At 66.9% G+C, this 24,030-nt stretch carries 22 protein-coding genes; 12 read left to right on the forward strand and 10 right to left on the reverse strand.

The features are described 5' to 3' along the window. The first annotated feature begins 81 nt into the window (after positions 1–81). Positions 82–1,596 (forward strand): exodeoxyribonuclease VII large subunit, encoded by a 1,515-nt coding sequence (gene xseA, locus AYJ57_RS11450; RefSeq protein WP_066105167.1) that lies wholly within the window; start codon positions 82–84, stop codon positions 1,594–1,596. A 76-nt stretch (positions 1,597–1,672) separates the two neighbouring features. Here the strand turns inward: xseA and AYJ57_RS11455 are convergent, their stop codons facing one another. After that, positions 1,673–2,065, reverse strand: coding sequence for a hypothetical protein (locus tag AYJ57_RS11455; RefSeq protein ID WP_066105170.1), 393 nt, complete (start codon positions 2,063–2,065; stop codon positions 1,673–1,675). Between the two features lie 190 nt (positions 2,066–2,255). Continuing rightward, the gene (locus tag AYJ57_RS11460) at positions 2,256–3,155 is read right to left on the reverse strand and encodes a lytic transglycosylase domain-containing protein (RefSeq protein WP_066105173.1); all 900 of its coding nucleotides are present in this window, start codon (positions 3,153–3,155) and stop codon (positions 2,256–2,258) included. 98 nt (positions 3,156–3,253) lie between these two features. Here AYJ57_RS11460 and ftsY point away from each other — a divergent pair, with 98 nt between their 5' ends. Continuing rightward, positions 3,254–4,642, forward strand: a complete 1,389-nt coding sequence (gene ftsY, locus AYJ57_RS11465; protein WP_066105176.1) for a signal recognition particle-docking protein FtsY — start codon at positions 3,254–3,256, stop codon at positions 4,640–4,642. A 20-nt stretch (positions 4,643–4,662) separates the two neighbouring features. Here ftsY and AYJ57_RS11470 read toward each other — a convergent pair whose 3' ends face one another. Then, the gene (locus AYJ57_RS11470) at positions 4,663–5,151 is read right to left on the reverse strand and encodes an MgtC/SapB family protein (protein ID WP_066105179.1); all 489 of its coding nucleotides are present in this window, start codon (positions 5,149–5,151) and stop codon (positions 4,663–4,665) included. 108 nt (positions 5,152–5,259) lie between these two features. On the opposite strand from AYJ57_RS11470, the gene AYJ57_RS11475 reads away from it, so the two are divergent. Together AYJ57_RS11475 and AYJ57_RS11480 are read left to right on the forward strand one after the other, a co-directional pair. Then, the gene (locus tag AYJ57_RS11475) at positions 5,260–5,862 is read left to right on the forward strand and encodes an inner membrane-spanning protein YciB (protein ID WP_066105185.1); all 603 of its coding nucleotides are present in this window, start codon (positions 5,260–5,262) and stop codon (positions 5,860–5,862) included. 292 nt (positions 5,863–6,154) lie between these two features. Then, positions 6,155–7,456 carry an MFS transporter gene (locus AYJ57_RS11480; RefSeq protein ID WP_066105188.1) on the forward strand — a complete coding sequence of 434 codons (1,302 nt, stop codon included), beginning with the start codon at positions 6,155–6,157 and terminating at the stop codon, positions 7,454–7,456. A gap of 167 nt (positions 7,457–7,623) precedes the next feature. On the opposite strand, the gene AYJ57_RS11485 is transcribed toward AYJ57_RS11480, so the two are convergent. From AYJ57_RS11485 to AYJ57_RS11515, 7 genes are all read right to left on the reverse strand, one after another. Continuing rightward, positions 7,624–7,857, reverse strand: coding sequence for a DUF2842 domain-containing protein (locus tag AYJ57_RS11485; RefSeq protein ID WP_066105194.1), 234 nt, complete (start codon positions 7,855–7,857; stop codon positions 7,624–7,626). A 7-nt stretch (positions 7,858–7,864) separates the two neighbouring features. After that, positions 7,865–9,160: an adenylosuccinate synthase gene (locus tag AYJ57_RS11490; RefSeq protein WP_066105197.1), complete on the reverse strand. Its 1,296-nt coding sequence runs from the start codon at positions 9,158–9,160 to the stop codon at positions 7,865–7,867. 221 nt (positions 9,161–9,381) lie between these two features. Then, positions 9,382–10,647 (reverse strand): MFS transporter, encoded by a 1,266-nt coding sequence (locus AYJ57_RS11495; RefSeq protein ID WP_066105201.1) that lies wholly within the window; start codon positions 10,645–10,647, stop codon positions 9,382–9,384. Positions 10,648–10,781: 134 nt separating this feature from the next. Then, positions 10,782–11,711, reverse strand: coding sequence for an AEC family transporter (locus tag AYJ57_RS11500; RefSeq protein WP_066105205.1), 930 nt, complete (start codon positions 11,709–11,711; stop codon positions 10,782–10,784). 119 nt (positions 11,712–11,830) lie between these two features. Further along, positions 11,831–12,631, reverse strand: coding sequence for an MBL fold metallo-hydrolase (locus AYJ57_RS11505; RefSeq protein ID WP_066105208.1), 801 nt, complete (start codon positions 12,629–12,631; stop codon positions 11,831–11,833). Beyond that, positions 12,628–13,428: a TatD family hydrolase gene (locus AYJ57_RS11510; RefSeq protein ID WP_066105211.1), complete on the reverse strand. Its 801-nt coding sequence runs from the start codon at positions 13,426–13,428 to the stop codon at positions 12,628–12,630. The genes AYJ57_RS11505 and AYJ57_RS11510 overlap by 4 nt, the downstream gene beginning before the upstream one ends. Before the next feature lie 151 nt (positions 13,429–13,579). Next, positions 13,580–13,942 (reverse strand): teicoplanin resistance protein VanZ, encoded by a 363-nt coding sequence (locus tag AYJ57_RS11515; protein WP_066105214.1) that lies wholly within the window; start codon positions 13,940–13,942, stop codon positions 13,580–13,582. A gap of 763 nt (positions 13,943–14,705) precedes the next feature. On the opposite strand from AYJ57_RS11515, the gene mraZ reads away from it, so the two are divergent. The 8 genes from mraZ to murD all read left to right on the forward strand — a co-directional run bounded on the left by mraZ (position 14,706) and on the right by murD (position 23,993). Beyond that, positions 14,706–15,224 carry a division/cell wall cluster transcriptional repressor MraZ gene (mraZ, locus tag AYJ57_RS11520; protein ID WP_066105217.1) on the forward strand — a complete coding sequence of 173 codons (519 nt, stop codon included), beginning with the start codon at positions 14,706–14,708 and terminating at the stop codon, positions 15,222–15,224. Between the two features lie 3 nt (positions 15,225–15,227). Beyond that, positions 15,228–16,217 carry a 16S rRNA (cytosine(1402)-N(4))-methyltransferase RsmH gene (gene rsmH / locus AYJ57_RS11525; protein ID WP_066105220.1) on the forward strand — a complete coding sequence of 330 codons (990 nt, stop codon included), beginning with the start codon at positions 15,228–15,230 and terminating at the stop codon, positions 16,215–16,217. Continuing rightward, positions 16,217–16,573: a cell division protein FtsL gene (gene ftsL / locus AYJ57_RS11530; RefSeq protein ID WP_066105223.1), complete on the forward strand. Its 357-nt coding sequence runs from the start codon at positions 16,217–16,219 to the stop codon at positions 16,571–16,573. The genes rsmH and ftsL overlap by 1 nt, the downstream gene beginning before the upstream one ends. Continuing rightward, the gene (locus AYJ57_RS11535; protein ID WP_066105226.1) at positions 16,570–18,363 is read left to right on the forward strand and encodes a peptidoglycan D,D-transpeptidase FtsI family protein; all 1,794 of its coding nucleotides are present in this window, start codon (positions 16,570–16,572) and stop codon (positions 18,361–18,363) included. Before ftsL ends, AYJ57_RS11535 begins: the two co-directional genes overlap by 4 nt. 64 nt (positions 18,364–18,427) lie before the next feature. After that, positions 18,428–19,921 carry a UDP-N-acetylmuramoyl-L-alanyl-D-glutamate--2,6-diaminopimelate ligase gene (locus AYJ57_RS11540; protein WP_066105229.1) on the forward strand — a complete coding sequence of 498 codons (1,494 nt, stop codon included), beginning with the start codon at positions 18,428–18,430 and terminating at the stop codon, positions 19,919–19,921. Next, a complete protein-coding gene (locus tag AYJ57_RS11545) occupies positions 19,918–21,348 on the forward strand; it encodes a UDP-N-acetylmuramoyl-tripeptide--D-alanyl-D-alanine ligase (RefSeq protein WP_066105231.1) in 1,431 nt (476 codons plus the stop codon). The genes AYJ57_RS11540 and AYJ57_RS11545 overlap by 4 nt, the downstream gene beginning before the upstream one ends. A gap of 18 nt (positions 21,349–21,366) precedes the next feature. Further along, a complete protein-coding gene (gene mraY, locus AYJ57_RS11550) occupies positions 21,367–22,449 on the forward strand; it encodes a phospho-N-acetylmuramoyl-pentapeptide-transferase (RefSeq protein WP_066105234.1) in 1,083 nt (360 codons plus the stop codon). Between the two features lie 140 nt (positions 22,450–22,589). Beyond that, the gene (gene murD / locus AYJ57_RS11555) at positions 22,590–23,993 is read left to right on the forward strand and encodes a UDP-N-acetylmuramoyl-L-alanine--D-glutamate ligase (protein WP_066105237.1); all 1,404 of its coding nucleotides are present in this window, start codon (positions 22,590–22,592) and stop codon (positions 23,991–23,993) included. The last annotated feature ends 37 nt before the right edge of the window (positions 23,994–24,030 follow it).

The following is a 24,030-nucleotide window of genomic DNA, read 5'->3' on the forward strand; positions in this document are numbered from 1 at the left end:
CTCGCACCGTGCTTCGGGCAGCGGCTTTCCCTCGGCGGCGCGCGCCGTTACTCTGCGCCCAAGACGAGCAGGACGAGCAGCATGGATCTTTTCGAGGACGACAGCCCCGCGGGCACCCCGGGGGGTGACGGCGAGGGCAATACGCCGGAATTCACCGTTTCCGAGCTTTCGGGGGCGGTCAAACGGGTGATCGAGGGCGAGTTCGGCTTCGTCCGGGTGCGCGGCGAGCTGGGGCGAATCTCGCGCCCGCGCTCGGGGCATCTCTACCTCGATCTCAAGGACGACAAGTCGGTGATCTCGGGGATCGTCTGGCGCGGCGTCGCGAGCAAGCTCGACATGCAGCCCGAGGAAGGCATGGAGGTCATCGCCACTGGGCGGCTGACCACTTACCCCGGGCAGTCGCGCTATCAGATCATCATCGAGGACATGCGGCCTGCCGGGCTCGGCGCGCTGATGGCCATGCTGGAAAAGCGCAAGGCGCAGCTGCAAGCCGAAGGGCTCTTTGCCCCCGAGCGCAAGCGCCCGCTGCCCTTCCTGCCCGAGATCATCGGTGTGGTGACCTCGCCCTCCGGGGCGGTGATCCGCGACATCCTGCACCGCCTGCGCGAGCGTTTCCCGCGCAAGGTGCTGATCTGGCCGGTCGCGGTGCAGGGCAAAAACTGCGCGCCGGAGGTGGCCCGCGCCATCGAGGGCTTCAACAAGCTTACCCCCGGCGGCGCGCTGCCGCGGCCCGACCTGCTGATCGTGGCGCGTGGGGGCGGCTCGGTCGAGGACCTTTGGGGCTTCAACGAAGAGATCGTGGCCCGCGCCGCCGCCGCCTCGCAGATCCCGCTGATCTCCGCCGTGGGGCATGAGACCGACACCACGCTGATCGATTTCGTCTCGGACAAGCGCGCACCCACCCCCACCGCCGCCGCCGAGATCGCCGTGCCGGTGCGGATGGACCTGCTGGCCCGTGCCGCCGAGGCGCAGCTGCGGCTGACCCGGGCGCAAACCCACCGGCTCGAGGTGCGCGGCCAGCGGCTGCGCGATCTGGCGCGCGGCCTGCCACGCCCCGAGATGCTGCTCGATCAGCCGCGCCAGAGGCTCGATCTGCTGGCCGACCGGCTGCCGCAGGCGCTGATCCGCGGCGTCGACCGGCGCCGTCTGGCGCTGTCGCAACCAGCCGGGGCGCTGCGCCCCGGGCTGCTCACGCGGATGATGGCGACACGGGCCGAGGCGCTGGGGCGCCGCGCCGACCGGCTGTCGCTCCGTCCCATCCAGCGCGAGATCGCCCTCGGTGGCGACCGGCTGAAGGCTCTGGGCAAGCGGCTCGAAGATGCCGGTGCGCGCCGGGTCGAGGAGCCGCGGGCCAAGCTCGACGGGCTGGAGCGGCTGCTGCAGACCCTGAGCTACAAGGGCACGCTGGCGCGCGGCTACGCGGTGGTGCGCGGCGAGGGCGGGCAGGTTCTGACAACCTCCGCCGCCGCCAAAGAAGCCGCCGGGCTGGAGATCGAATTTGCCGACGGGCGAATGAAGATCGGCGGCGGCGCGGCGACGCCAACCAAGGCCAAGAAAGCCGCGCAGAAGAAACCGGAGCAGGGCAGCCTGTTCTGAGGGCGTCAGGGGGCGCTGCCCCCTCGCCCTTCGGGCTCACCCCCGGCGTATTTTCAAAGAGAAGAAGCGGCGGAGGTCAGGCGCCGACTTCGGGGCCGAGGCAGAGCATCGGCTCGTCGTTCTGCTGCGCCTCGTAGAGCACCGTGTTCCCGGGGTCGTTCTCGAACACCGCGCGCAGCCCGCTGCCTTCTCGGTAGAAGCTCCAGCATTGCGGCATGGGCGCGTCCTCATAGACGAAGCAGATCATCTGCCCCTCTTGATACCAGCTGCCGTCCTTGCACTGACCGTCGATAAAGGACCAGCGCACCTGCCTGTCCGGCAGATATTCCTCGACCCCATAGGCCGTTCCGCCGCGCCCGAAGTAGAGCGTCTTGCCGGTGACATAGGCTTCGAACTCGGCGCCGGTCATCGGTTGGGCGGCGGCGAGCGGGCTGGCCAGTAGGGCGAGGAGGCATGCGAGGCGGATCATGTCAGCAGCCTGCCAGAGCGCGGCGGGCGGGGGAAGGGCGGGCGGCCGGTTCGGCTGTCCGCTGCCGAGGGTCGCGTGGGCGGCGGATTGCGAGGATGCGGCGTTGAAAGTTGGGAATGTGTCAGGTATTGGCCGTTTTGGTGGAGAAATTTCGCCACGGTGATCGCTTTAGGCCAAGTCATCGGCGGGCCTAGCGGTTCTTGTAGACCGCGCAGATACATCCCGATTGCCTCAGTTTTGCGCAAAGCTGCTGCGCCTCACCGCGTCCGTTGCGCCCAAGGCGGGCCATCCAATAGCCGCCGCGGGGGCTGGCGCGGCTTTTCTGCCAGATCATTTCCGGTGTCTCTCCGCCCACCGCTGCGGCGCAGGATTTGGCGCGGCGGTTGAACTGCGAGAGCGCGCGGTCCTGCGTGGTGCCGAAGGCCATCTGCACGCCCCAAGGATGCAGCAGGGGTTTCGCCTCGGGGTATTTGGTCAGCTTGCGATGGCGGGCCAGCTCGAAGCAGGCCTGCTGGAAGGGCATGTCGCCCTGCAGGCGGAAGTCGTGATCCTCGGGCGGCGTGTCGCGCCATGTCTCGGCTGCGAGCCCGGTGATGATGGCGACATAGTTGATCGTCTCGAGCGCCAGCCCGCCGGTGCGGGCGATCAGCCCGTCGGCCCGCGCCTCGCCGCCATTATAGGCCACCGCCGCGAGCCCCTGATTGCCGTAGTGCCGGGCCAGCTCGCCAAGGTATTGCGCGGAATATTCCAGCGCTTCGGCGGGGTTATAGGGGTCCTTGAGGCCGCGCAGCTTGGCAGTGGAGGGGATGAACTGTGCGATGCCCTGCGCGTTCGCCGGGCTGAGCGCATGCGGGTCGAACCGGCTTTCCTGCCACAGCAGCCGCGCGAAGAACCCCGGCGACAGGCCGTTGCGGCGGGCGAAATGCTCGATCGCCTGGCAGGTGTCATAGGCCGTGTGCGAGGGCCTTATGCATTGCACCGGCCCGAAGGCCCCAGCCGAGCAGAGCGTGCCGGGTTCGGGCTGCCCGCGTTCGGCCCGCAGCGGCGCTGCGGCAAGGCAAAGCAGGAGAAGAAGCAGGGCGCGCCACATGGCCCCATCAACGCTGCGGGCGCGGCAAAGGTCAACTCACACTTTTATCCCGGCGCGGCGCGTATTAGGTGAAGGAAAAGGCAGCGAGAGGTCCAGCCATGTCCTTCTTCGGCAAGCTCAAGAACAAGCTTTTCAAATCCTCCTCGAAACTCGAGGAAGGGCTGGACGCGATCGTCCAAGAGGGGGGCTCGGAAGACGCCCCCGAAACGCCCGAAACCCCGGAAACGCCGGTCGTCCCCGAGACGCCCGCGCCGACCCCGCCATCGCCGGGCCCGGATGTGCCGCCGCCGGTGCCCGAGACGCCGCCCGCGCCCGCGCCGGAAACCCCGCCCGCACCGCAGGAGGTGCCGCCCGCGCCCGAGCCCGAGGCGCCGCCGCCCGCCGATCCGCAGCCGGAGCCGCTGCCGGAACCTGCGCCGGAACCCACGCCTGCGCCGACACCTGTGCCCGAGACCCCCAAGGCGCCGCCGCCTGCCGACCCGCAGCCCGCGCCGCAAGAGGCCCCCGTTGTGCCGCCCGCCGACCCAGCTCCGGGGCCGGTGCCGCTGGAGGTGCCCGCGCCGCTGCAGGACCCCGAGGTGCCGCAGGCGCGCGGCGGTGGCCTGATCGGGCGGCTCTTCGGCAAGGGCACACCGGCGCAGCCGGTGGTGCGCCGGGCGCTTGATGATGAGATGCTCGAAAGCCTCGAGGAACTGCTCATCGCGTCTGACATGGGTGTGGACACCGCGCTGCGGGTGACCGCGAATATCGCCGAGGGGCGCTATGGCAAACGTGTCTCGACGCAGGAGATCAAGGAGCTGCTCTCTGCCGAGGTCGCGCGGATCATGGAGCCGGTGGCCAAGCCGCTGCCGCTTTACGCAAAGACGCCGCAGGTGGTGCTGGTGGTGGGCGTCAACGGCTCGGGCAAGACCACGACCATCGGCAAGCTCGCCAGCCAGTTCCGCGCCGCCGGCAAATCGGTGGTGATCGCTGCGGGCGATACCTTCCGTGCTGCGGCGGTCGAGCAGCTGCAGGTCTGGGGTGATCGCGCCGGGGTGCCGGTGCTGACCGCGCCCGAGGGCTCGGACCCGGCCAGCCTTGCCTTCGATGCGATGACCAAGGCGCAGGCCGAGGGGGCCGATTTGCTGATGATCGACACCGCGGGCCGCCTGCAGAACCGCGCGGACCTGATGGAGGAACTGGCCAAGATCGTCCGGGTGATCCGCAAGAAAGACCCCGATGCGCCGCACAACACGCTGCTGGTGCTGGATGCCACCACCGGGCAGAACGCGCTGCGGCAGGTGGAGATCTTCCAGCAGGTGGCGGATGTGTCGGGTCTGGTGATGACCAAGCTCGACGGCACCGCGCGCGGCGGTGTGCTGGTGGCGCTGGCCGACAAATTCGGCCTGCCGATCCACGCCATCGGCGTCGGCGAGCAGATCGATGACCTGCAGCCCTTCGATCCCGAGGAGTTCGCCGCGGCGCTCACCGGGCTCGCGAGGGACTAAGCGTCAGGCGCGGGCGGGGATCACTCCTCGCCCCAGCCCATGCGGTTTTCGACCAGCCGCAGCAGCGTCAGCACCGTCACCACGATCACTGTCGTCATCGCGGCGAGCGGCATCTGACCGGCACCGCAGCCCAGCCCGACCGCACCCGCCAGCCACAGCGAAGCGCCGGTGGTGATGTTGCGCACCTTGCCGCCCGAGGTGAAGATCAGCCCGGCGGCGAGAAAGGCAACGCCCGCGGTCACCGCCTCGATCATCCGCAGCGGATCGTTGCGCTGCTCGGAGGAGCCGCCGAAATCCATCGCTGCCAGCTCGCGCCCCAGCAGTACGAAAAGGCAGGCGGCCACCGACACGAGGATATGGGTGCGCAGCCCCGCCGGTTTCTCGCGCCGCTCGCGTTCTAGCCCGATGCAGCCCGCCAGAACCACCGCCGCCATCAGCCGCGCAAAGGCTGCCGGGGCAGGGACCGCCGAGAAGGTGTGCCGGAATTCATTCAGGATTTCTTCGATCATGACGCCTCCTCCGCAGGTGGGGGATCAACGTCCTGTGCATCGGGGCGGTTCCGCCATTGAGAAGGCGGCACAGGGGCGCTATCTCTGCTGACGCACAAGGAGACCCGCATGGCCACCAAACAGATCAATCCCTTCCTCAAGACGGTGCTCGAGTTCGGGCCGGTGCTGGCCTTTTTCGTGGCCTACCTGCTGCTGAAGGACAACAGCTACCTCATCGGCGGGCGCGAGTATCAGGGCTTTGTGGTGGTCACCGCAGGGTTCATTCCGCTGATGCTGATCTGCACCGGGCTGCTGTGGAAGCTCACCGGGCATCTGTCGGCGATGCAGGTGGTTACGGCGGTGCTGATCGTGGTCTTTGGCGGCCTGTCGGTCTGGCTCAATGATGAGCGCTTCTTCAAGATGAAGCCGACGCTGATCTATCTGCTCTTCGGCTCTGCGCTGCTGATCGGCATCCTGCGCGGCGAGAGCTATCTGCGCAAGGTGATGGAGGGGCTGATGCCGCTGCAGGAAGAGGGCTGGATGATCCTCACCAAACGCATCTGCGCGTTCTTCTTCGGCCTCGCGCTGCTCAACGAGATCGTCTGGCGCACGATGAGCACCGAGAACTGGGTCTACTTCAAGACGTTCGGACTGACGGCGGCGGTCTTTGCCTTCTTCATGACCCAAGGCGGGCTGTTCAAGCGCTACGCGCTGGAGGCAGACAAGGACTGAGCGCGCTTCGTAGGCTGCGCAACGGATAGAGTGCCCGGAACCTCTGGTTCCGGGTATTTTTATTGCGCGGCCAAAAGGGCCCGCGGCAACTGGCTGACCTTGGGGCATAATTCGGGGCGGGTTTCCTTGAAAACAGGGGTTTTGCGCTCGGGGGTGTGGCGCGGTATGCGCTAAACGCATAGCGGGGCTGACAAAATCACTCAGGGACTCGGGTTACACCCGCGGTCTGATTGCGTTAACCGATCCCATCCCGGAACAAAGCTGTTCCAGACGCAATGAAAGACGAAATAAAATGTCCCTCTCAGACGCAGCCTATGATGCGCCGCGCGCCGGGGCCACGCCGGCGCTGAACTCCCCGGCCAAGGTCCTGACGGCGAGCCTCGTCGGCACCACCATCGAATTCTTTGACTTCTACGTCTATGCGACCGCCGCCGTGCTGGTCTTCCCGACGCTGTTCTTCCCCAACAGCGATCCGATGACCGCGCTGCTGGCAAGCTTCGCCACCTTCTCCATCGCCTTCTTCGCACGTCCCTTCGGCGCGCTGGTCTTCGGCCACTTCGGCGATCGCATCGGCCGCAAGGCGACGCTGGTTGCGGCGCTGCTGACCATGGGCATCTCGACCGTGGTGATCGGCTTCCTGCCGAGCTACGAGAGCATCGGCGTGATCGCGCCCCTGCTGCTGGCGCTCTGCCGCTTCGGTCAGGGCTTCGGCCTTGGCGGCGAATGGGGCGGCGCGGTGCTGATGGCCACCGAGAACGCGCCCGAGGGCAAGAAGAACTGGTACGGCATGTTCCCGCAGCTTGGCGCGCCGCTGGGCCTGTTCCTGTCGTCGGGCCTGTTTTGGATCCTGCTGCACTTCATGAGCGAAGAGGCGCTGCTGAGCTGGGGCTGGCGGATTCCCTTCATCTCGTCGCTGCTGCTGATCGCCGTCGGCCTGTGGGTGCGCCTGTCGATCACCGAGACGCCGGACTTCCAGAAGGCCATCGACAATGAAGAGCGCGTTGCCGTGCCCGCGGTCGAGCTGTTCAAGAACCACAAGGTCTCGATCCTGCTCGGCACTTTCGTGGCGCTGGCGACCTTCGTGCTGTTCTACATCTGCACGGCGTATCTGCTGAGCTACAACGTCAAGGTTGTGAAGATCCCCTTCACCGACGCGCTGGCGATCCAGATCTGGGGCTCGGTTGTCTTCGGTGCCTTCATCCCGCTGGCCGGCAAGCTGGCCGAGCGCTTTGGCCGCCGTCAGATCCTGACGCTGACCACCGTGCTGATCGGCGTGTTCAGCTTCCTCGTGCCGGTGCTGATGGTCGAGAACGAGATGCGCATCATGGGCTTTGTGACGCTGGGCATGGCGCTGATGGGGATGACCTACGGCCTGATCGGCACCGCGCTGGCGGCCCCGTTCCCGACCCGCGTGCGCTACACCGGCTCGTCGATCACCTTCAACTTCGCGGGTATCTTTGGCGCCTCGCTCGCGCCCTATATCGCGACTTGGCTGCAGAGCAACTACGGCCTCGCCTACGTGGGCTACTATGTGCTCTTCGCCGCCGCCGTGACGCTGCTGTGCATCTTCGCCAGCGGCAAGGGCAAGGTCTGAGCCAGATCGCCTTACGGATTGGAAAAGGGCGCCGGTCTTCCGGCGCCCTTTTTCGTTGGGAGGCCACCCGCCCGGTTCGAGTCGCGTGCCGTGGAACTAAAAAGGGGCGCAGCCTGACCGGCCGCGCCCCTTCATTGTTCTTCAAATACGCCCCTTCTGGCGCAGCCTCAGTCCTCGCGCGGCGGCTCCGCCTCCGGGTCTTCCTTGCCGACGCCCTTGAAGACGAACTTGAAGGGCAGCATCCACAGGAACCCGAGGAAGACGTAGACCAGAAACTCCACCCAGATCGGCGGGCGGCCAAGCGCGTTGACCACGCTCACCGCCGCGACGATGTAGAGCGGCAGGCCCACCAGCAGGATCACCAGCGACCAGCGGCGGCGGGATTTGTAGCTGAGGGCCATGCCGCGCTCAGTCCGCGAAAGGGTCGGTGACGAGGATGGTGTCGTCGCGCTCGGGCGAGGTCGACAGCAGCGCCACCGGGCAGCCGATCAGCTCTTCGATGCGGCGCACGTATTTCACCGCCGCGCCGGGCAGATCGTTCCAGCTGCGCGCGCCTTCGGTCGACTCGGACCAGCCTTCCATCTCTTCGTAGATCGGCTTGCAGCGCAGCTGTTCTTCGGTCGCGATGGGCAGGTGGTCGAGCACTTCGCCGTCAAGCTCGTAGCCGGTGCAGATCTTGATGTTCTCGAAACCATCGAGCACGTCGAGCTTGGTCAGCGAGATGCCGTTGACGCCCGAGGTTACGCAGGTTTGGCGCACCAGCACCGCGTCGAACCAGCCACAGCGACGCTTGCGGCCGGTCACCGTGCCGAACTCGCGACCACGGGTGCCGAGACGGTTGCCGTCCTCGTCATCAAGTTCGGTCGGGAAGGGGCCTTCGCCGACGCGGGTGGTGTAGGCCTTCACGATGCCCAGCACGAAGTCGATCGAGCCCGGCCCGATGCCGGTGCCGGTGGCGGCCTGCCCGGCGATCACATTCGAGGAGGTCACGAAGGGGTAGGTGCCGAAGTCGATGTCCAGCAGCGCGCCCTGTGCGCCTTCGAAGAGGATGCGCTTGCCCGAGCGGCGCTGCTCGTTGAGCACTTTCCAAACGGGGCCCGCATATTCGAGGATCTGCGGCGCGATCTCTTTCAGCTGAGCGATCAGACCGTCGCGGTCCACCGGCTCGAGGCCGAGGCCCCGGCGCAGCGCATCATGGTGCTGCAGCGCGCGGTCGACGCGGTGTTCCAGCGTCGCGGGATCGGCGAGATCGGCGACGCGCACCGAGCGGCGGCCCACCTTGTCTTCATAGGCCGGGCCGATGCCGCGACCGGTGGTGCCGATCTTGGTGCCCTTCGTGGCCGCTTCCTCGCGGGCACGGTCGAGCTCGCCGTGGATCGGCAGGATCAGCGGCGTGTTCTCGGCGATCATCAGCGTCTCGGGGCTGATCTCGACGCCCTGCTCGCGGATCGTCGCGATCTCTTTCACCAGGTGCCACGGGTCGAGCACCACGCCATTGCCGATCACCGACAGCTTGCCGCCGCGCACCACACCGGAGGGCAGGGCGTTCAGCTTGAACACCTTGCCGTCGATGACGAGCGTATGGCCTGCATTGTGGCCCCCTTGGAAGCGCGCGACCACGTCGGCCCGCTCCGAGAGCCAGTCCACGATCTTGCCCTTGCCTTCGTCGCCCCACTGGGCGCCCACGACGACCACGTTAGCCATTGCTCACCTGTCCTTTTGCCGGCGGTTCAAACGGGCTCCGTATAGATCCACGGGGCCGCGGGGGGAACCATCAAATTGGCGGTTGCGGCGGGTGGCGGAAAGAATCCGTGGGGAACTTTGATTGTGAGGGCGCGAGAGGGGGCGCTGCCCCCTCTTGGCCTGCGGCCAATTCACCCCCGGCGTATTTTGAAAGAGAAGAAGCGGGGGGTGGTTTTTGGGGGTTAGTAGGGGGGCGGCTCTTCGCGGTCTGCCTCGGCGTTCTCGGCGGCCCAAGCGCCGGCAGCCTCGACCGCCACGGGCGAACTGGTCGGCAGCACGTTGAGATAGCTCTCGGCCTCTTCTATTGGCAGAGGCGCGCGCTGTGTCATGCGATAAAGCGCGTAGAGGGCCATCGCCACGAAGGTCGCGCTGAGCACCAGCCAGAAGGCGGCGGGGCCCGCCGCCTGCATCGCCCAGCCGGTGACCAGAGGGCCCGCGATGGCGCCGAGCCCGAAGGTGAAGACCAGCCCGCCCGAGGCGGCGGGCATGTCTTCGGCCGACAGCGCGTCATTGGTGAAGGCAAGCAGCAGCGCATAGAGCGGCGTGGTGACGCCGCCCGCGAGGAAGGCCGCAGCGAGCAGCGCGCGAAGGTCGCCGCCGGTGACCCATCCCAGCGCGCAGGCCGCAGCGCCGAGTACGGAGGTGCCGAAGATCAGCTTGCGCCGGTCCATCAGGTCCGACAGCCAGCCGATCGGATATTGCAGCACCAGCGCGCCGGCAAAGAGCATGGCCACGAAGAGCGCGATCTGCCCGGCGCCGAGCCCGATCTGCGTGCCGAAGACCGCGCCCATGCCCGATTGCGTCGCATAGACGCTGCCGAGCAGGAATATCCCCACCGTGCCGAGCGGCGAGCCTTTGAAGAGCGCGCGCAGCGGCATGGGCCGGGCGACCTCGACCGCGGGCACCGGGGTGACCGACAGCAGAATCGGCGCGAAAGAGACCGACACGAGGATCGAGGCTCCGATGAACAGCGCCGAGGTGCCCGCATCGCCCAGCGACAGCAGCCCCTGCGCGCCGATAATGCCGAGGGTCTGCGCGATCATATAGGCCGAGAGCACCTTGCCGCGGGTCTCGTTGGTTGCGGCGTGGTTGAGCCAGCTTTCGGCGGTGACATAGACGCCGGACATGCAAAAGCCGATGAGCACCCGCAGCAGCGTCCAAGCCCAGGGCTCGGCGATCAGCGGGAGGGCAATAAGCCCCGCCGACATGAAGCTGCCAAGCGCGGCGAAGACCCGCACATGGCCGACCCGCCGAATGAGATCCGGCGTCACCCGCGCGCCGGACAGGAAGCCGATGAAATAGCCGGATGTGACGACCGCAAGCTCGGTGGCCGAAAACCCCTCGATCCCGCCGCGCAGGCCGATGAGGGTGAAATGCATGCCATTGCCCAACATGATGAGCACGATCCCGAGCAGAAGTGCCCAGACGCTGGCCAAGACGTTAATCATGTAGTCTGCTCCGGACCCGGGGCGCCTAGGCCTCCGGGATCCGAGTGTTGCGCATCCTTAGGCGGCGCGTCACGCCTGCCGCGTCATGTCATGGACGATTTGCGACAGGTGTGCGGCGCCGCGCATGGCAGCATTCAGGGCAGCAGGTGCAGCCAGGCCCAGGTGGTGATGATGCACATACCAGTGGCGAGCAGCACCGAGGAGGCGGCGACGCGTTTGGCCCGTCCGTAGAGATTGGCGAAGACATAGGCATTGACGCCCGGTGCCACGGAGGCGGTGACCACAGCCGAACGGAAGGCGTCGGTGGGCAGCGCGAAGGCGGTGCCGAGGCTGTAGGTGATCAGCGGGTGCAGCCCGAGCGAGAGCGCGCAGACAAAGAGAATGGTGCGCAGATCGCCTTCGGGGCGGTAGCGGAAGAGCACGCCGCCAAGCGCGAAGAGCGCGCAGGGCAGGGCGGTGCGGGTGAGCAGTGCCAGCGCCTCGGTCACCGGATGCGGCAGCTCGACGTTCAGCAGGTTGAAGAGAATGCCGATGGTGATGCCGATGACCATCGGCGTGCGAAACAGCGAGCGGGTGATGGTGATCGGCAGCCGCCGCAGTTCGGTGCCGCGGGCGCGGGCGATCTCCATCGCGGTGATGCCGATGGCGTAGCAGAGCGGCGAGTGCATGGCGATGATCGCATAGTTGCCGTTCAGCGCGTCCTCGCCATAGGCCTGCTCGGTGATCGGCAGGCCGATCAGCAGCGAATTCGAGAAGAGCCCGCAGAAGCCGATGACCACGCTGTCCTCCCAGTCGCGCCCGAAGATGAAGCGCGCGCCGAGGAGCGCCACGAAAAAGCAGGTGATTGCCCCGGCGTAGAAGGAAAACAGCAGATCGAAGCGGAAATATTCGCCAAGGTCGAGCTGCCACATGGCGCGGAACAGCAGGCAGGGCACGGCGATGGTCTGGGTGAAGCCCATGAGCCCGTCGATGGCATTGTCGGTCAGCAGCTTGCGCCAACTGGCGAGATAGCCCGCGCCGATGACGATGAAGACGGGGAGGATGACGTCGAGAAGGGCCTGCATGGGAGAGGAGCTTTCAGGGCATGCGCCGGGCGGCGCATGGCCTCCGGCGGGCGTATTTGGGGAACAATGAAAGGGCTTTGGGGGGCGTGCCGCTCGGCAGGTCTGCGCAGCGCTTCTCCTCAGAGCGCATAGCGCAGCACCATGCCGTCATAGGCGGGGTTGATGTGGTCCGGGGTCTCGGCCTTGAGCGTGGCATAGTCGAGATCGATGTGCATATTGGTCAGCACCGCCGCGCGCGGCTGTGCGCGGGCGATCCATTCCAGCGCCAAATCGAGATGGGCGTGGGTCGGATGCGGCTTGCGGCGCAGCGCGTCGATGATGAAGCATTCAAGATCGGACAGATGCGCCCAGGCCTCTTCGGGGAGGCGCACCACATCCGGCACATAGGCCAGATCGGCGATGCGGAAGCCGAGCGCGTCGATGCTGCCGTGGTCCACTTCAATCGGGGTCAGCTCGATCGGCCCGCCAGCGCCGTCGATGGCGAAGGGGCCGGTGATCGTGTGCAGATCGAAGATCGGCGGGTAGGGGCTGCCTTCGGGTTGCACGAAGGCATAACCGAAGCGCGAGATCAGCTCGTTCTGCGTGGCGCCATCGGCCCAGACCGGCAGCCGGTCGCCGCGGTTGAAGACGATCTGCCGCAGATCGTCGAGCCCATTGGTGTGATCGGCGTGGGAATGCGTCCAGACCGCCGCGTCGAGATGACCGATGCCCGCGTCGAGCAATTGCGCGCGCATGTCGGGCGAAGTGTCGATCAGCACGCGGGTCGTGCCCTCGGGCCCGTCGCGCTCGACCAGCAGCGAGCAGCGGCGGCGGGTGTTCTTGGGGTTTGTGGGGTCGCAGTCGCCCCAATTGCCGCCAAGCCGCGGCACGCCGCCCGACGAGCCGCAGCCGAGAATGGTGAAACGCAGCTCGCCGCTCATGCAGCGCTCCAGCTTGCGGCCTTGGCGAAGAGGCGCTCGAAGTTGGCCTCGGTCGCGGCGGCGAACTCGTCATAGCTGAGCCCGAAGGTTTCGGCGCCGATCTTGGCGGTGTGCACGCTGTAGCCCGGCTCGTTGCGCTTGCCGCGGTAGGGCGGCGGCGCGAGATAGGGGCTGTCGGTCTCGACGAGGATGCGCTCGAGCGGGGCGCTGGCGAAAATCTCGCGCAGGTCCTTGGACTTGGGGAAGGCGGCGATGCCGGACATCGACAGGTAAAAGCCGCAGTCCAGCGCCGCGCGCGCCAGATCCGCCGAGGAGCTGAAGCAATGCATCACGCAGGCGTAGGGCTTGGCGCGGTAGGCTTCGGTGAGGATGCGGGCCATGTCGTCATCGGCGGCGCGGGCGTGGATGATCAGCGGCAGGCCGGTTTCCTGCGCCGCGTCGATATGCACCTTGAGCGAGGTCTTCTGCACCTCTGCGCTGTCGGCGGTGTAGTGATAGTCGAGCCCGGTCTCGCCGATGCCCACGAACTTCGGATGCTGCGCCAGCGCCACCAGCTCGTCGACGGTGGCCATGGGCTCTTCGGCGGCGCTCATCGGGTGGGTGCCCGCGGCGTAGAACACCGGATCATTGGCCTCTGCGATCGCGCGCACCTGCGGCTCGTTGCGCAGGCGGGTGCAGATGGTGACCATGCGATGCACGCCTGCCTCGAGCGCGCGGGCGATGATCTCGGGGCGTTCCTCGTCGAAGTCGGGGAAGTCGAGATGGCAGTGGCTGTCGGTAATACGGGGGGTTGTCATACGTCACGTCCTTTGCGCGCAGGTATCAGCCATGCGCCGGGCCGGGTCAAGGCGGGGCGGCGGCCTCGCGCCCGCGCATGCGGCACGCGGCGAGGGAGCGGGCAATTGCGCTGCAAAGCGCGGCACTTCGTGGGGTGGACTGACGGGCCGCTTATCGGCTGCGCAGCAGGCCCCGGCGCGCCAGAAGGCTGCGCAGCGCCATCGCCAGCGCCGCGGCGGTCAGCACCCCAATAGCGTCCGCGGCCCAGTCGCCAAGCTCTGCGTCGCGCCCGACATAGGCCTGCACCACTTCGATCAGGCCGCCAAAGGCGATCGTGGCGGGGGCGAGCCACCACAGCCAGCGCGGGCGCAGCAGCGCGACCGGGGCGACGATGGCGCCAAAGCCGAGCGCGTGCTGCATCTTGTCGCCAAGCAGCGCATCCCCCGGCACCAGCTGCGGGCCGACGGTCAGAGCGGTGACGGTGAGGGCAAGCAGCGCGAAGAGCGCCGCGGTGGCGAGAGATGTGCGGTCCATGAGATCCCAAGATCACGTTCCGGGGCGAAATTCCAGAATGCGGCAGGGGGTGGCGGCACACGTTTGCGTCACGTGCTGCGCCAGAGGCAGATGCCGCGCGGGATGGCATGGGACGGGATGGGATGGGCGGCATGGGAAACCATGGGACGGGGTGTGGGTCAAACTGGGATCGCGAGTCACGTGACCTGTGGTCCTGGGGGCTCAATCGCCGATTCATGGGGAAAGCGGCGCCGATTCAGGGCTTGATGCGATCACGTGGACATGGGAAATGCTCACGAGATCGCGATTCCGGCCATGGTTGGGAAATTTTTTTTGGGATTTTGTGGGGAATTTTTACTCACAGCCGCGTGACTATATTTAGCGTTGAGCTGGTTCCCGCTTACCACATGTTCGTGAAAACTGACCTAACGTCGCCCAAGATGTAGTTTTGCACAGGCTGTGTGGACAACATGAAGGGGGTGTAGGCCGTAAATTCCTATTGCTTCCCATGCTTTCCCATGACATACCTTTAACCACGACGAAGGGACGGGATTAAGGGGCACCAAACGACCCCAGCAGAACATCCCAGAATAATAAAACGAGCAGGTTCATACAGGCACCCGCCCTTCGTCCACATGAAGAATCCAGCGCGTGAGCGAGCAGACATCCCCCCAGGTGGCACGCGCAGCTGGACTAGCCCGGAAAACGGGTCAAGGCGGCGGGTTGATCAGTGGCAGCAGATCAGCCCGCCGTATTTCGTTTCGGGGATTTGAGAGTAGGGACAGTGGGCCGCAGGCTTAGGTTCAGAGGCGAGAGCCGCAACAAGGTGGATGGCAAGGGTCGCGTGTCGATTCCGGCCTCTTTCCGCCGTGTGCTCGAAGCCGGTGATCCGGACTGGACCGAAGGACTCAACCCGAACTTCGTGATCGTCTACGGCGATCACCGCCGCAAATACCTTGAATGCTACACGATCGAGGAGATGGAGGCCGTCGAGGACCGCATCTCGGACATGAAGCGCGGCTCGCAGAAGCGCCGCCTTCTGGAGCGTCTCTTCTCGACCCAATCCGTCACCACCAGCGTTGATGAAACCGGGCGCATCGTGCTTCCGGCCAAACTGCGTGCTAAGATCGGTCTCGAAGACTGGGCCTATTTCGCCTCCAACGTCGACACCTTCCAGATTTGGAAGCCCGAGACCTTCGAAGAGGATGAACTGGCCGGAACCGAGGAATTCCTCGACGAGATGCCTGCGGACTTCGATCCGCTGCAGCTGCTCGACGAAGACGACGAAGCCGAGGAGGCCTGACCCATGGCGGCGCCCAAAGACCCCAACGCCGCTCCGCATGTACCCGTCCTGCTGCGGCCCCTGATCGAGGCGGTTGCGCCGGTGCGGGGCACTTGGGTTGACGGCACCTTCGGGGCAGGGGGCTATGCGCGGGGCCTGCTCGAAGCGGGCGCCGACAAGGTGATCGGCATCGACCGCGATCCGCTGGCGCATCAGATGGCCGCCGAATGGATCGGCCAGTACGAGGGCCGGCTGGAGCTGGTCGAAGACAATTTCGCCAATATGGATGCCCATGCGCAGAACGTCGATGGCGTGGTGCTGGACCTGGGCGTGTCGTCCATGCAGCTGGACCGTGCCGAGCGCGGCTTTTCCTTCCAGAAGGACGGGCCGCTCGACATGCGTATGGAGCAGGCGGGAGAGACCGCAGCCGATCTGGTGAAGCGGCTCGACGAGACCACGCTGGCGGACGTGCTTTACACCTTCGGCGAAGAGCGCGCGTCGCGCCGCATCGCCAAGGCCATCGTGCGCGAGCGCGCGGTCGAGCCGATCGAGACCACCGCGCGCCTGTCGTCCATCGTCGAGGCCTGCCTGCCGCGCCCCAAGCCCGGCCAGTCGCATCCTGCGACCCGCTCGTTTCAGGCGCTGCGCATTGCGGTCAACGATGAGTATGGCGCGCTGTGGCGCGGGCTGATGGCCGCCGAGCGCGCGCTGAAGCCCGGCGGCTTTCTGGCCGTCGTCACCTTCCATTCCGTCGAAGACCGCATGGTCAAACGCTTCCTGCAGGCACGCGCGGGCCGTCTCAATTCGGTCAGCCGCTACGAGCCGCAGGTCGAGGCCGAGGCGCCGCGCTTCGAACTGGTGACCCGCAAGGCCGTGGGGCCGGACGACGAAGAGCTTGCGGTCAACCCGCGCTCGCGTTCGGCGCGGCTGCGGGTGGGGCGGCGGACCGAGGCCGCGGCCGGAGATATCGAGTCTGGGGTGCTCTCCATGCCCCAGTTGAGAGGAAAGAGCTGATGCGCACGCTTCTCTATGTGACCACCTTTATGGCGGTGATCGGTCTGGCCTTCTGGGCCTATCACGAGAACTACAAGACGCAGGCCTCGCTGGACAACGTGCGCCAGCTGCAGCGCGACATTGGCGACGCCCGCGCGCGGCTGTCGATCCTGCGCGCCGAATGGGCCTATCTCAACCGTCCCGACCGGCTGCGCGACCTTGCCGATCTGAACTTCGAGCGGCTGGGCCTGCTGCCGATGCGCCCCGAGCAGTTCGGGCGCATTGATCAGGTGAATTACCCCGATAATCGCGCGCTGGTGTTCAACGACCTTGTGGACGTGACCAGCGCAGGTGCTGCCTCGGGGGCCTCGCGATGAACGGGCGCATCCCGCTTCGGCCTCTGGCCCGCGTTCTGGATGCGCGGCGTCGCGGTGAGAACCCGGATGCGATCGAGCGCGAGAACCTGCGGATCCGCCACGAGCAGATGCGCGACAAGGCGCGCGTGCGCGCCGAGGGCCGTCTTCTGGTGCTCGGGCTGGTGTTCTTCTGCGCCTTCGTGGTGATCGGCTTGCGCATGGGCATGCTGGCGCAATCCGAAGCCGAGGAGCCGCGGGCGCAGCTTCCGGGGTCCTCGATCATTGCCTCGCGCGCCGATATCGTCGACCGGCAGGGCCGGGTGCTGGCGACCAATATGGAAACCCATTCGCTCTACGCCCACCCGCATCAGATGATCGAGCCGCTGCGCGCCGCCGATGAGTTGATGAAGATCTTCCCCGATCTGAACCACGAGCGGCTGGTGAAGGATTTCACCAACGGCAAGCGCAAGTTCATGTGGGTGAAGAAGAAAATCAGCCCCGAGCAGATGCAGGCGGTGCATGACATCGGCGAGCCGGGCCTGCTGTTCGGCCCGCGCGAGATGCGGCTTTATCCCAATGGCAAGCTGGCCTCGCACATTCTAGGCGGTGCCAGCTTTGGCCGTGAGGGCGTGGCTTCGGCAGAGGTGATCGGCACCGCCGGGATCGAGCGCTTCTTTGATGACGAGCTGCGCGATCCGGCCCGCGGCGGCGCACCGCTGGAGCTGTCGATTGATCTGACCGTGCAGGCAGCGACCGAGCGGGTGCTGTCCTCGGGCATGAAGCTGATGAACGCCAAGGGCGCGGCCTCGGTGCTGCTCGACGTGCACACCGGCGAGATCATCGCCATGGCCTCGCTGCCCGATTTCGATCCCAACGACCGTCCGCGCCCGCCGGTGTCGGGCAGCCCCGCCGACAGCCCGCTGTTCAACCACGCGGTTCAGGGCGTCTACGAGCTTGGCTCGACCTTCAAAATCTTTGCCGCCGCGCAGGCGCTTGATCTGGGGCTGGTGAAGCCCGACACGGTGATCGACACCTCGCCGCCGATGAAGGTCAGCGGTTTCCGCATCGGCGAGTTCGAGGGCCACAACTACGGCAAGCAGACCGTCGAAGGCATCATTCAGCACAGTTCCAACCGCGGCACCGGCAAGATCGCGCTGGCGATCGGCCCCGAGCGGCAGCAGGACTTCCTGAAGCGTATGGGGTTCTTCGAACCCACCGGCGTTGAACTGACCGAAGCGTCGGGCGGCAAACCGCTGCTGCCGGCGCGTTGGACCGAACTGAGCACGGTGACGATCTCTTATGGTCACGGTCTCTCGGCCTCGCCGCTGCACCTTGCGGCGGGTTATGCCGCCATCGCCAACGGCGGTCATAAGATCAGCCCGACGCTGCTCAAGCAGGACGGGCCGCATTATGGCCCGCAGGTGATGTCCGAGAAGGTGGCCAATGAGGCCGCGCATATGCTGCGCCTCGTGGTGACCGACGGCACCGCCAGCTTTGCCGATGTGCCGGGCTACAAGGTCGCGGGCAAGACCGGCACCGCCGACAAGCCCAAGGAACGCGGCGGCGGCTATTACAAGGACAAGGTGATCGCCACCTTCAGCTCGATCTTCCCCGCCGACGATCCCAAATACGCGCTGGTGGTGACGCTCGACGAGCCGGTCGAGACCTCGGGCAGCCGTCCGCGCCGTTCGGCGGGCTGGACCGCTGTGCCGGTGGCCGCCGAGATGATCGGCAGGATCGCGCCGCTTCTGGGCTTGCGTCCGGAATACGATGTGCCAGAAGAGGAGGAGGTGACGCTGGTTCGGAACTGACCGGGCCGCGCGCCTCTGGCCGGGTTCTGGCCATGCGTATTTTAAGAACGATGAAAGGGCCGTCATGAGCACCGTCTCTGAGGGAGGCAAGAGCCTCGGCGAGCTGGGGCTGACCGCACGCGGCGGTCGCGATGCAGAGGTGACGGGGGTCTCGGTCGACAGCCGGGACGTGCAGCCGGGGCATCTGTTTGCCGCATTGCCGGGCACCAAGGTGCACGGCGCGACGTTCATTCCCACCGCTCTGGCGCAGGGCGCCGCCGCCATTCTCACCGATGCCGAAGGCGCGGCGCTGGCCGCCGCGGCGCTGGCCGAAAGCGATGCCGCGCTGGTGATCGCCGCCGATCCGCGGCAGGCGCTCTCCTACGCTGCGGCGCTGTGGTTCGGCGCGCAGCCGCAGGTGATGGCCGCTGTCACCGGCACCAATGGCAAGACCTCGGTCGCGACCTTCCTGCGCCACATCTGGCAGGATCTCGGCTATCGCGCCATCAACCTCGGCACCACCGGCGTCGAGGGCGACTGGCAGGCGCCGCTCAAGCACACCACGCCCGAGCCGATCACCCTGCACCGCGCCCTGTCCGAAGCGGCGGCGGCGGGGGTCGATCATTGCGCCATGGAGGCCTCGAGCCACGGGCTCGATCAGCGCCGCCTCGACGGTGTGCAACTGGCGGCGGCGGGGTTCACCAATTTCACGCAGGATCACCTCGATTACCACGCGGATTTCGAAGAGTATTTCGCCGCCAAAGCGGGGCTTTTCGCGCGGGTTCTGCCGGATGACGGCATCGCGGTGATCAATATCGACGACCCGCGCGGCGTCGACATGATGGCCATCGCCCGCGCGCGGGGGCAAGAGGTCATTTCGGTTGGCGCGGCGGAAGGCTGCGATCTGCGCATCCTCGGCCAGCGGTTCCATGCCACCGGGCAGGACCTGCGGCTCGACTGGCGCGGCGCGGTGCAGCAGCTGCGGCTGGGGCTCATCGGCGGTTTTCAGGGGCAGAACGCGGCGCTGGCCGCCGGTCTGGCGCTGGCCTGCGGTGCCGAGGCCGAACGGGTCTTTCCGGCGCTGGAACGGCTGGAGACCGTGCGCGGGCGCATGCAGCTTGCCGCGACGCGTGACAATGGCGCGGCGGTCTATGTGGATTTCGCCCATACGCCCGATGCGGTCTCGACCGCGCTGCAGGCGCTGCGTCCGCATGTGATGGGGCGGCTGGTCGCCATCGTCGGCGCGGGCGGCGACCGCGATCCGGGCAAACGCCCGCTGATGGGCGCCGCGGCGCATGAGTTTGCCGACATGGTGATCGTTTCGGACGACAACCCGCGCAGCGAGGACCCGGCGGCGATCCGCGCCGAGGTGCTGGACGGCGCGCCGGGCGCGCTGGAGGTCGGCGACCGCGCCGAGGCGATCCTGCGCGGCGTCGATGCGCTGGGGCCGGGGGACGCGCTGATGATCCTCGGCAAGGGCCATGAGACCGGGCAGATCGTCGGCGACACGATCTATCCTTTCGACGACGTGGAACAGGCAAGCGTGGCGGTGAACGCGCTGGACGGGAGAGGGCTGTGACGCTTTGGACGGCTGAAGAGGCCGCCGCCGCAACCGGCGGGCGGGCCATTGGCAACTGGAGCGTCAACGGCGTTTCGATCGACACCCGCACGCTGGAGAAGGGCGATCTCTTTGTCGCCCTGACCGCGGCGCGTGACGCGCATGACTTCGTGGCGCAGGCGCTGGAGAAAGGCGCGGGGGCCGCGCTCGTCAGCCGCATCCCCGAGGGCGTGCCCGCGGATGCGCCGTTGTTGATCGTCGATGACGTGCTGCCGGGGCTCGAGGCTTTGGGGCGCGCCGCGCGGGCCCGGACACGGGCGCAGGTGGTGGCGGTGACCGGCTCGGTGGGCAAGACCTCGACAAAGGAGATGCTGCGCACCGTGCTGGGCGCGCAGGGCACGGTCCATGCCGCCGAGAAAAGCTACAACAACCATTGGGGCGTGCCGCTGACGCTGGCGCGGATGCCCAAGGACGTGGATTTTGCCGTGATCGAGATCGGCATGAACCACCCCGGCGAGATCGCGCCGCTGAGCCGCATGGCGCGGCCGCATGTGGCGATGATCACCATCGTTGCGCCCGCGCATCTGGCTGCCTTCGAGAACCTCGAGGGCATCGCGCGCGAGAAGGCGGCGATCTTCGAGGGGCTGGAGCCCGGCGGCAGCGCCGTGGTCAACGGCGATCTCGAGGTCTCGCCGCTGCTGGTGAAACTGGCCGAGGCCAGGGCGGCGCATGTGATCACCTTCGGCGAGGCGGCGGGCAATCACCACCGCGTCGAAGAGGTCACCGTGGGCGATGCCACCACCGTGGCGCAGGGTCGCGCGTGGCGCACGCATGTGCTCTATAAGGTCGGGGTGCCGGGGCGGCATTTCGCGGTCAACGGCATGGGCGTTCTGGCCGTGGTGCATGCCATGGGGCTCGACCGGGCGCTGGCGGTCACCGCGCTGGGGCAGTGGGAGGCTGGCGCGGGACGGGGCCTGCGCGAGGTGATCACCCTCGATCCGGTGGAGACGCAGCTGACGCTGGAACTGATCGACGACGCCTATAACGCCAACCCCGCCTCGCTGGGCGCCTCGCTGGAGGTTCTGGCGGGCGCAAAGCCCAAGGACGGCGTGGGGCGCGTCGCGCATGGGCGGCGCATCGCCTATCTCGGCGATATGAAAGAGCTGGGCGCGCAGGAGCATGAGTTGCACCGCGCTCTGGCGGAACATCCTTCGATGGGCTGCATCGACCTCGTGCATTGCGTCGGGCCGCTGATGCGCGATCTTTGGCTGGCGCTGCCCGAGCACAAGCGCGGCCATTGGGCCGAGACCAGCACCGCCATGGCCGAGCGGGTGCGCCATGATCTCGACGCCGGCGATGTTGTGCTGGTGAAGGGCTCGCTCTCCATGGCGCTGGCGCGCGTGGTTGACGCGATCCGCAAAATGGGTCATGCGCCCGCCACTAGCTGACAAGAAGGACCGGGGCTCATGCTCTATTGGCTGACTGGATTGAGTGACGGCGGCGATGTCTTCAACCTCTTCCGCTACATCACTTTCCGGGCGGGCGGGGCGTTTCTGACCGCGCTGATCTTCGGGTTCCTCTTCGGTCGGCCGCTGATCGACGTGCTGCGCAAGCGGCAGGGCAAGGGCCAGCCGATCCGCACCGACGGGCCCGAGGGGCATTTCGTCAAGGCGGGCACGCCGACCATGGGCGGGCTGCTGATCGTCGGCGCGCTGCTGACCTCGACGCTGCTTTGGGCGCGGCTCGACAATGGCTTTGTCTGGATGGTGCTCTTTGTCACCATGGGCTACGCCGCGATCGGCTTTGCCGACGATTATGCCAAGGTGAAAAAGCAGAACACCGATGGCGTGTCGGGCAAGGTGCGGTTGGCCATCGGCTTTGGCATTGCGGCGGTGGCGGCGGCCTGGGCGGCATGGCTGCATCCGGCCGATTTGACAGGCCAGTTGGCCTTCCCGGTGTTCAAGAACGCGCTGCTCGATCTTGGCTGGCTGTTCGTGCCCTTCGCGATGATCGTCATTGTCGGGGCCGCCAATGCGGTGAACCTGACCGACGGTCTTGACGGGCTTGCCATCATGCCGGTGATGATTGCCGGCGGCACGCTGGGCATCATCGCCTATGCGGTGGGCCGGACCGACTTCACCGAATATCTCGACGTGCACTATGTGCCCGGCACCGGCGAGATCCTGATCTTCACCGCCGCGCTGATCGGCGGCGGGCTCGGCTTTTTGTGGTACAATGCGCCGCCCGCAGCGGTCTTCATGGGCGACACCGGCTCGCTGGCTCTGGGCGGCGGGCTTGGTGCCATTGCCGTGGCCACCAAGCACGAGATCGTGCTGGCCATCGTCGGCGGTCTTTTCGTGGTCGAGGCGCTCTCGGTGATCATCCAGGTGCTCTACTTCAAGCGCACCGGCAAGCGGGTGTTCCTGATGGCGCCAATCCACCACCACTACGAGAAGAAGGGCTGGGCCGAGCCGCAGATCGTCATCCGCTTCTGGATCATCTCGCTCATACTCGCGCTGATCGGGCTGGCGACGCTGAAGCTGCGCTGAGGCGGGGCAGGGGGCAACGTCCTTCCAAGGACGTTGCAAATCTCTTGCAAGAGATTTGTCCCGCACCGCCTGCTCTGGTGCGCGCCGCGCCGATGCGCTAGCCGTGAGGCATGAGCATTTGCAGGCATGGGGACAATGGCATGATTCCGGTATCTGGCTTCGAGGAGCGCTGCGTTGCGGTGCTGGGTCTGGGGCGTTCGGGCCTGTCGGCGGCGCGCGCCCTGCGCGAAGGCGGCGCCTCGGTGCTGGTCTGGGACGACAATGCCACCGCGCGCGAAACCGCCGAGGCGGAAGGTTTCGAGAGCCGCGATCTGGCAAAGCAGGGCGGGTTCGACGGTGTCGACTGGCTGGTGGTCTCGCCCGGCATTCCGCATCTCTACCCCGAGCCTAACGCGGTGATCGCCGCCGCATGGGCAGCAGGCGTGCCGGTCGACAATGACATCGGGCTGTTCTTCCGCTCGCTCTCGGCCGCGGGCTCGGACTGGGACATGTACGACAGCCCGCCGCGGGTGATCGCGGTCACCGGCTCGAACGGCAAGTCCACCACCTCGGCGCTGATCCACCACATCCTGCAAAGCGCCGGGCGCGAGAGCCAGCTGGCGGGCAACATCGGGCGCGGCGTTCTGGACATCGACCCGCCGGGCGATGGCGGCGTGGTGGTGCTGGAGCTGTCGAGCTATCAGACCGACCTTGCGCGCGCACTGACGCCGGATGTGGCGGTGTTCACCAATCTCTCGCCCGACCACCTCGACCGCCACGGCGGCATGGGCGGCTATTTCGCCGCCAAGCGCCGGCTCTTCGCCGAAGGTGGCCCGGATCGCTGCGTGATCGGCGTCGACGAGGCCGAGGGGCAGTATCTGGCCAACCAGCTTTCCGAGGGGCCGACCGACGACCGGGTGATCCGGGTCTCGTCTGGGTCCAAGCTCTCGGGGCCGGGCTGGGTGGTCTATGCCCGCAAAGGCTTCCTCACCGAGTGGCGTAAGGGCCGTCAGGTGGCCTCGATCGATTTGCGTGCGGTGAAGGGGCTGCCGGGGGCGCACAACCACCAGAACGCCTGCGCGGCCTATGCCGCCGTGCGCGCGCTCGGCGTGGCGCCGCGGCAGGTCGAGGCGGCCTTCCACAGCTTCGAGGGGCTGCCGCATCGCAGCCAGATCATCGCCGAGGCGGGCGGGGTCACCTATGTCAACGACAGCAAGGCGACCAACGTCGACGCAGCGGTCAAGGCGCTGCTGGCGTTCCAGAACATCCGCTGGATCTGCGGCGGGCTGATGAAGGAGGGCGGTCTTTCGGGGCTGGCGCCGGGGCTGGCCCATGTGACCAAAGCCTATGTTATCGGTCGCGAGGCGGCGAATTTCGCGCTGGGTCTGCCGGGGATCGAGGCCGAGATCTGCACCGATATGGCGACCGCCGTGGCCCGCGCCCGTGCCGAGGCGCAGCCCGGCGAGGTGGTGCTGCTGGCGCCTGCGGCAGCCAGTTTCGACCAATACGACAGTTTCGAAAAGCGCGGCGAGGATTTCGCCGCGCGGGTGCGCGCCGCGCTCTGAGGCTTTGCCTGAGTCTGAGCCTTCGCCCTGACGACCC

Origin of the sequence: Salipiger sp. CCB-MM3, assembly GCF_001687105.1 — a bacterium.
In the GTDB taxonomy this organism is placed as follows: Bacteria; Pseudomonadota; Alphaproteobacteria; order Rhodobacterales; family Rhodobacteraceae; genus Salipiger.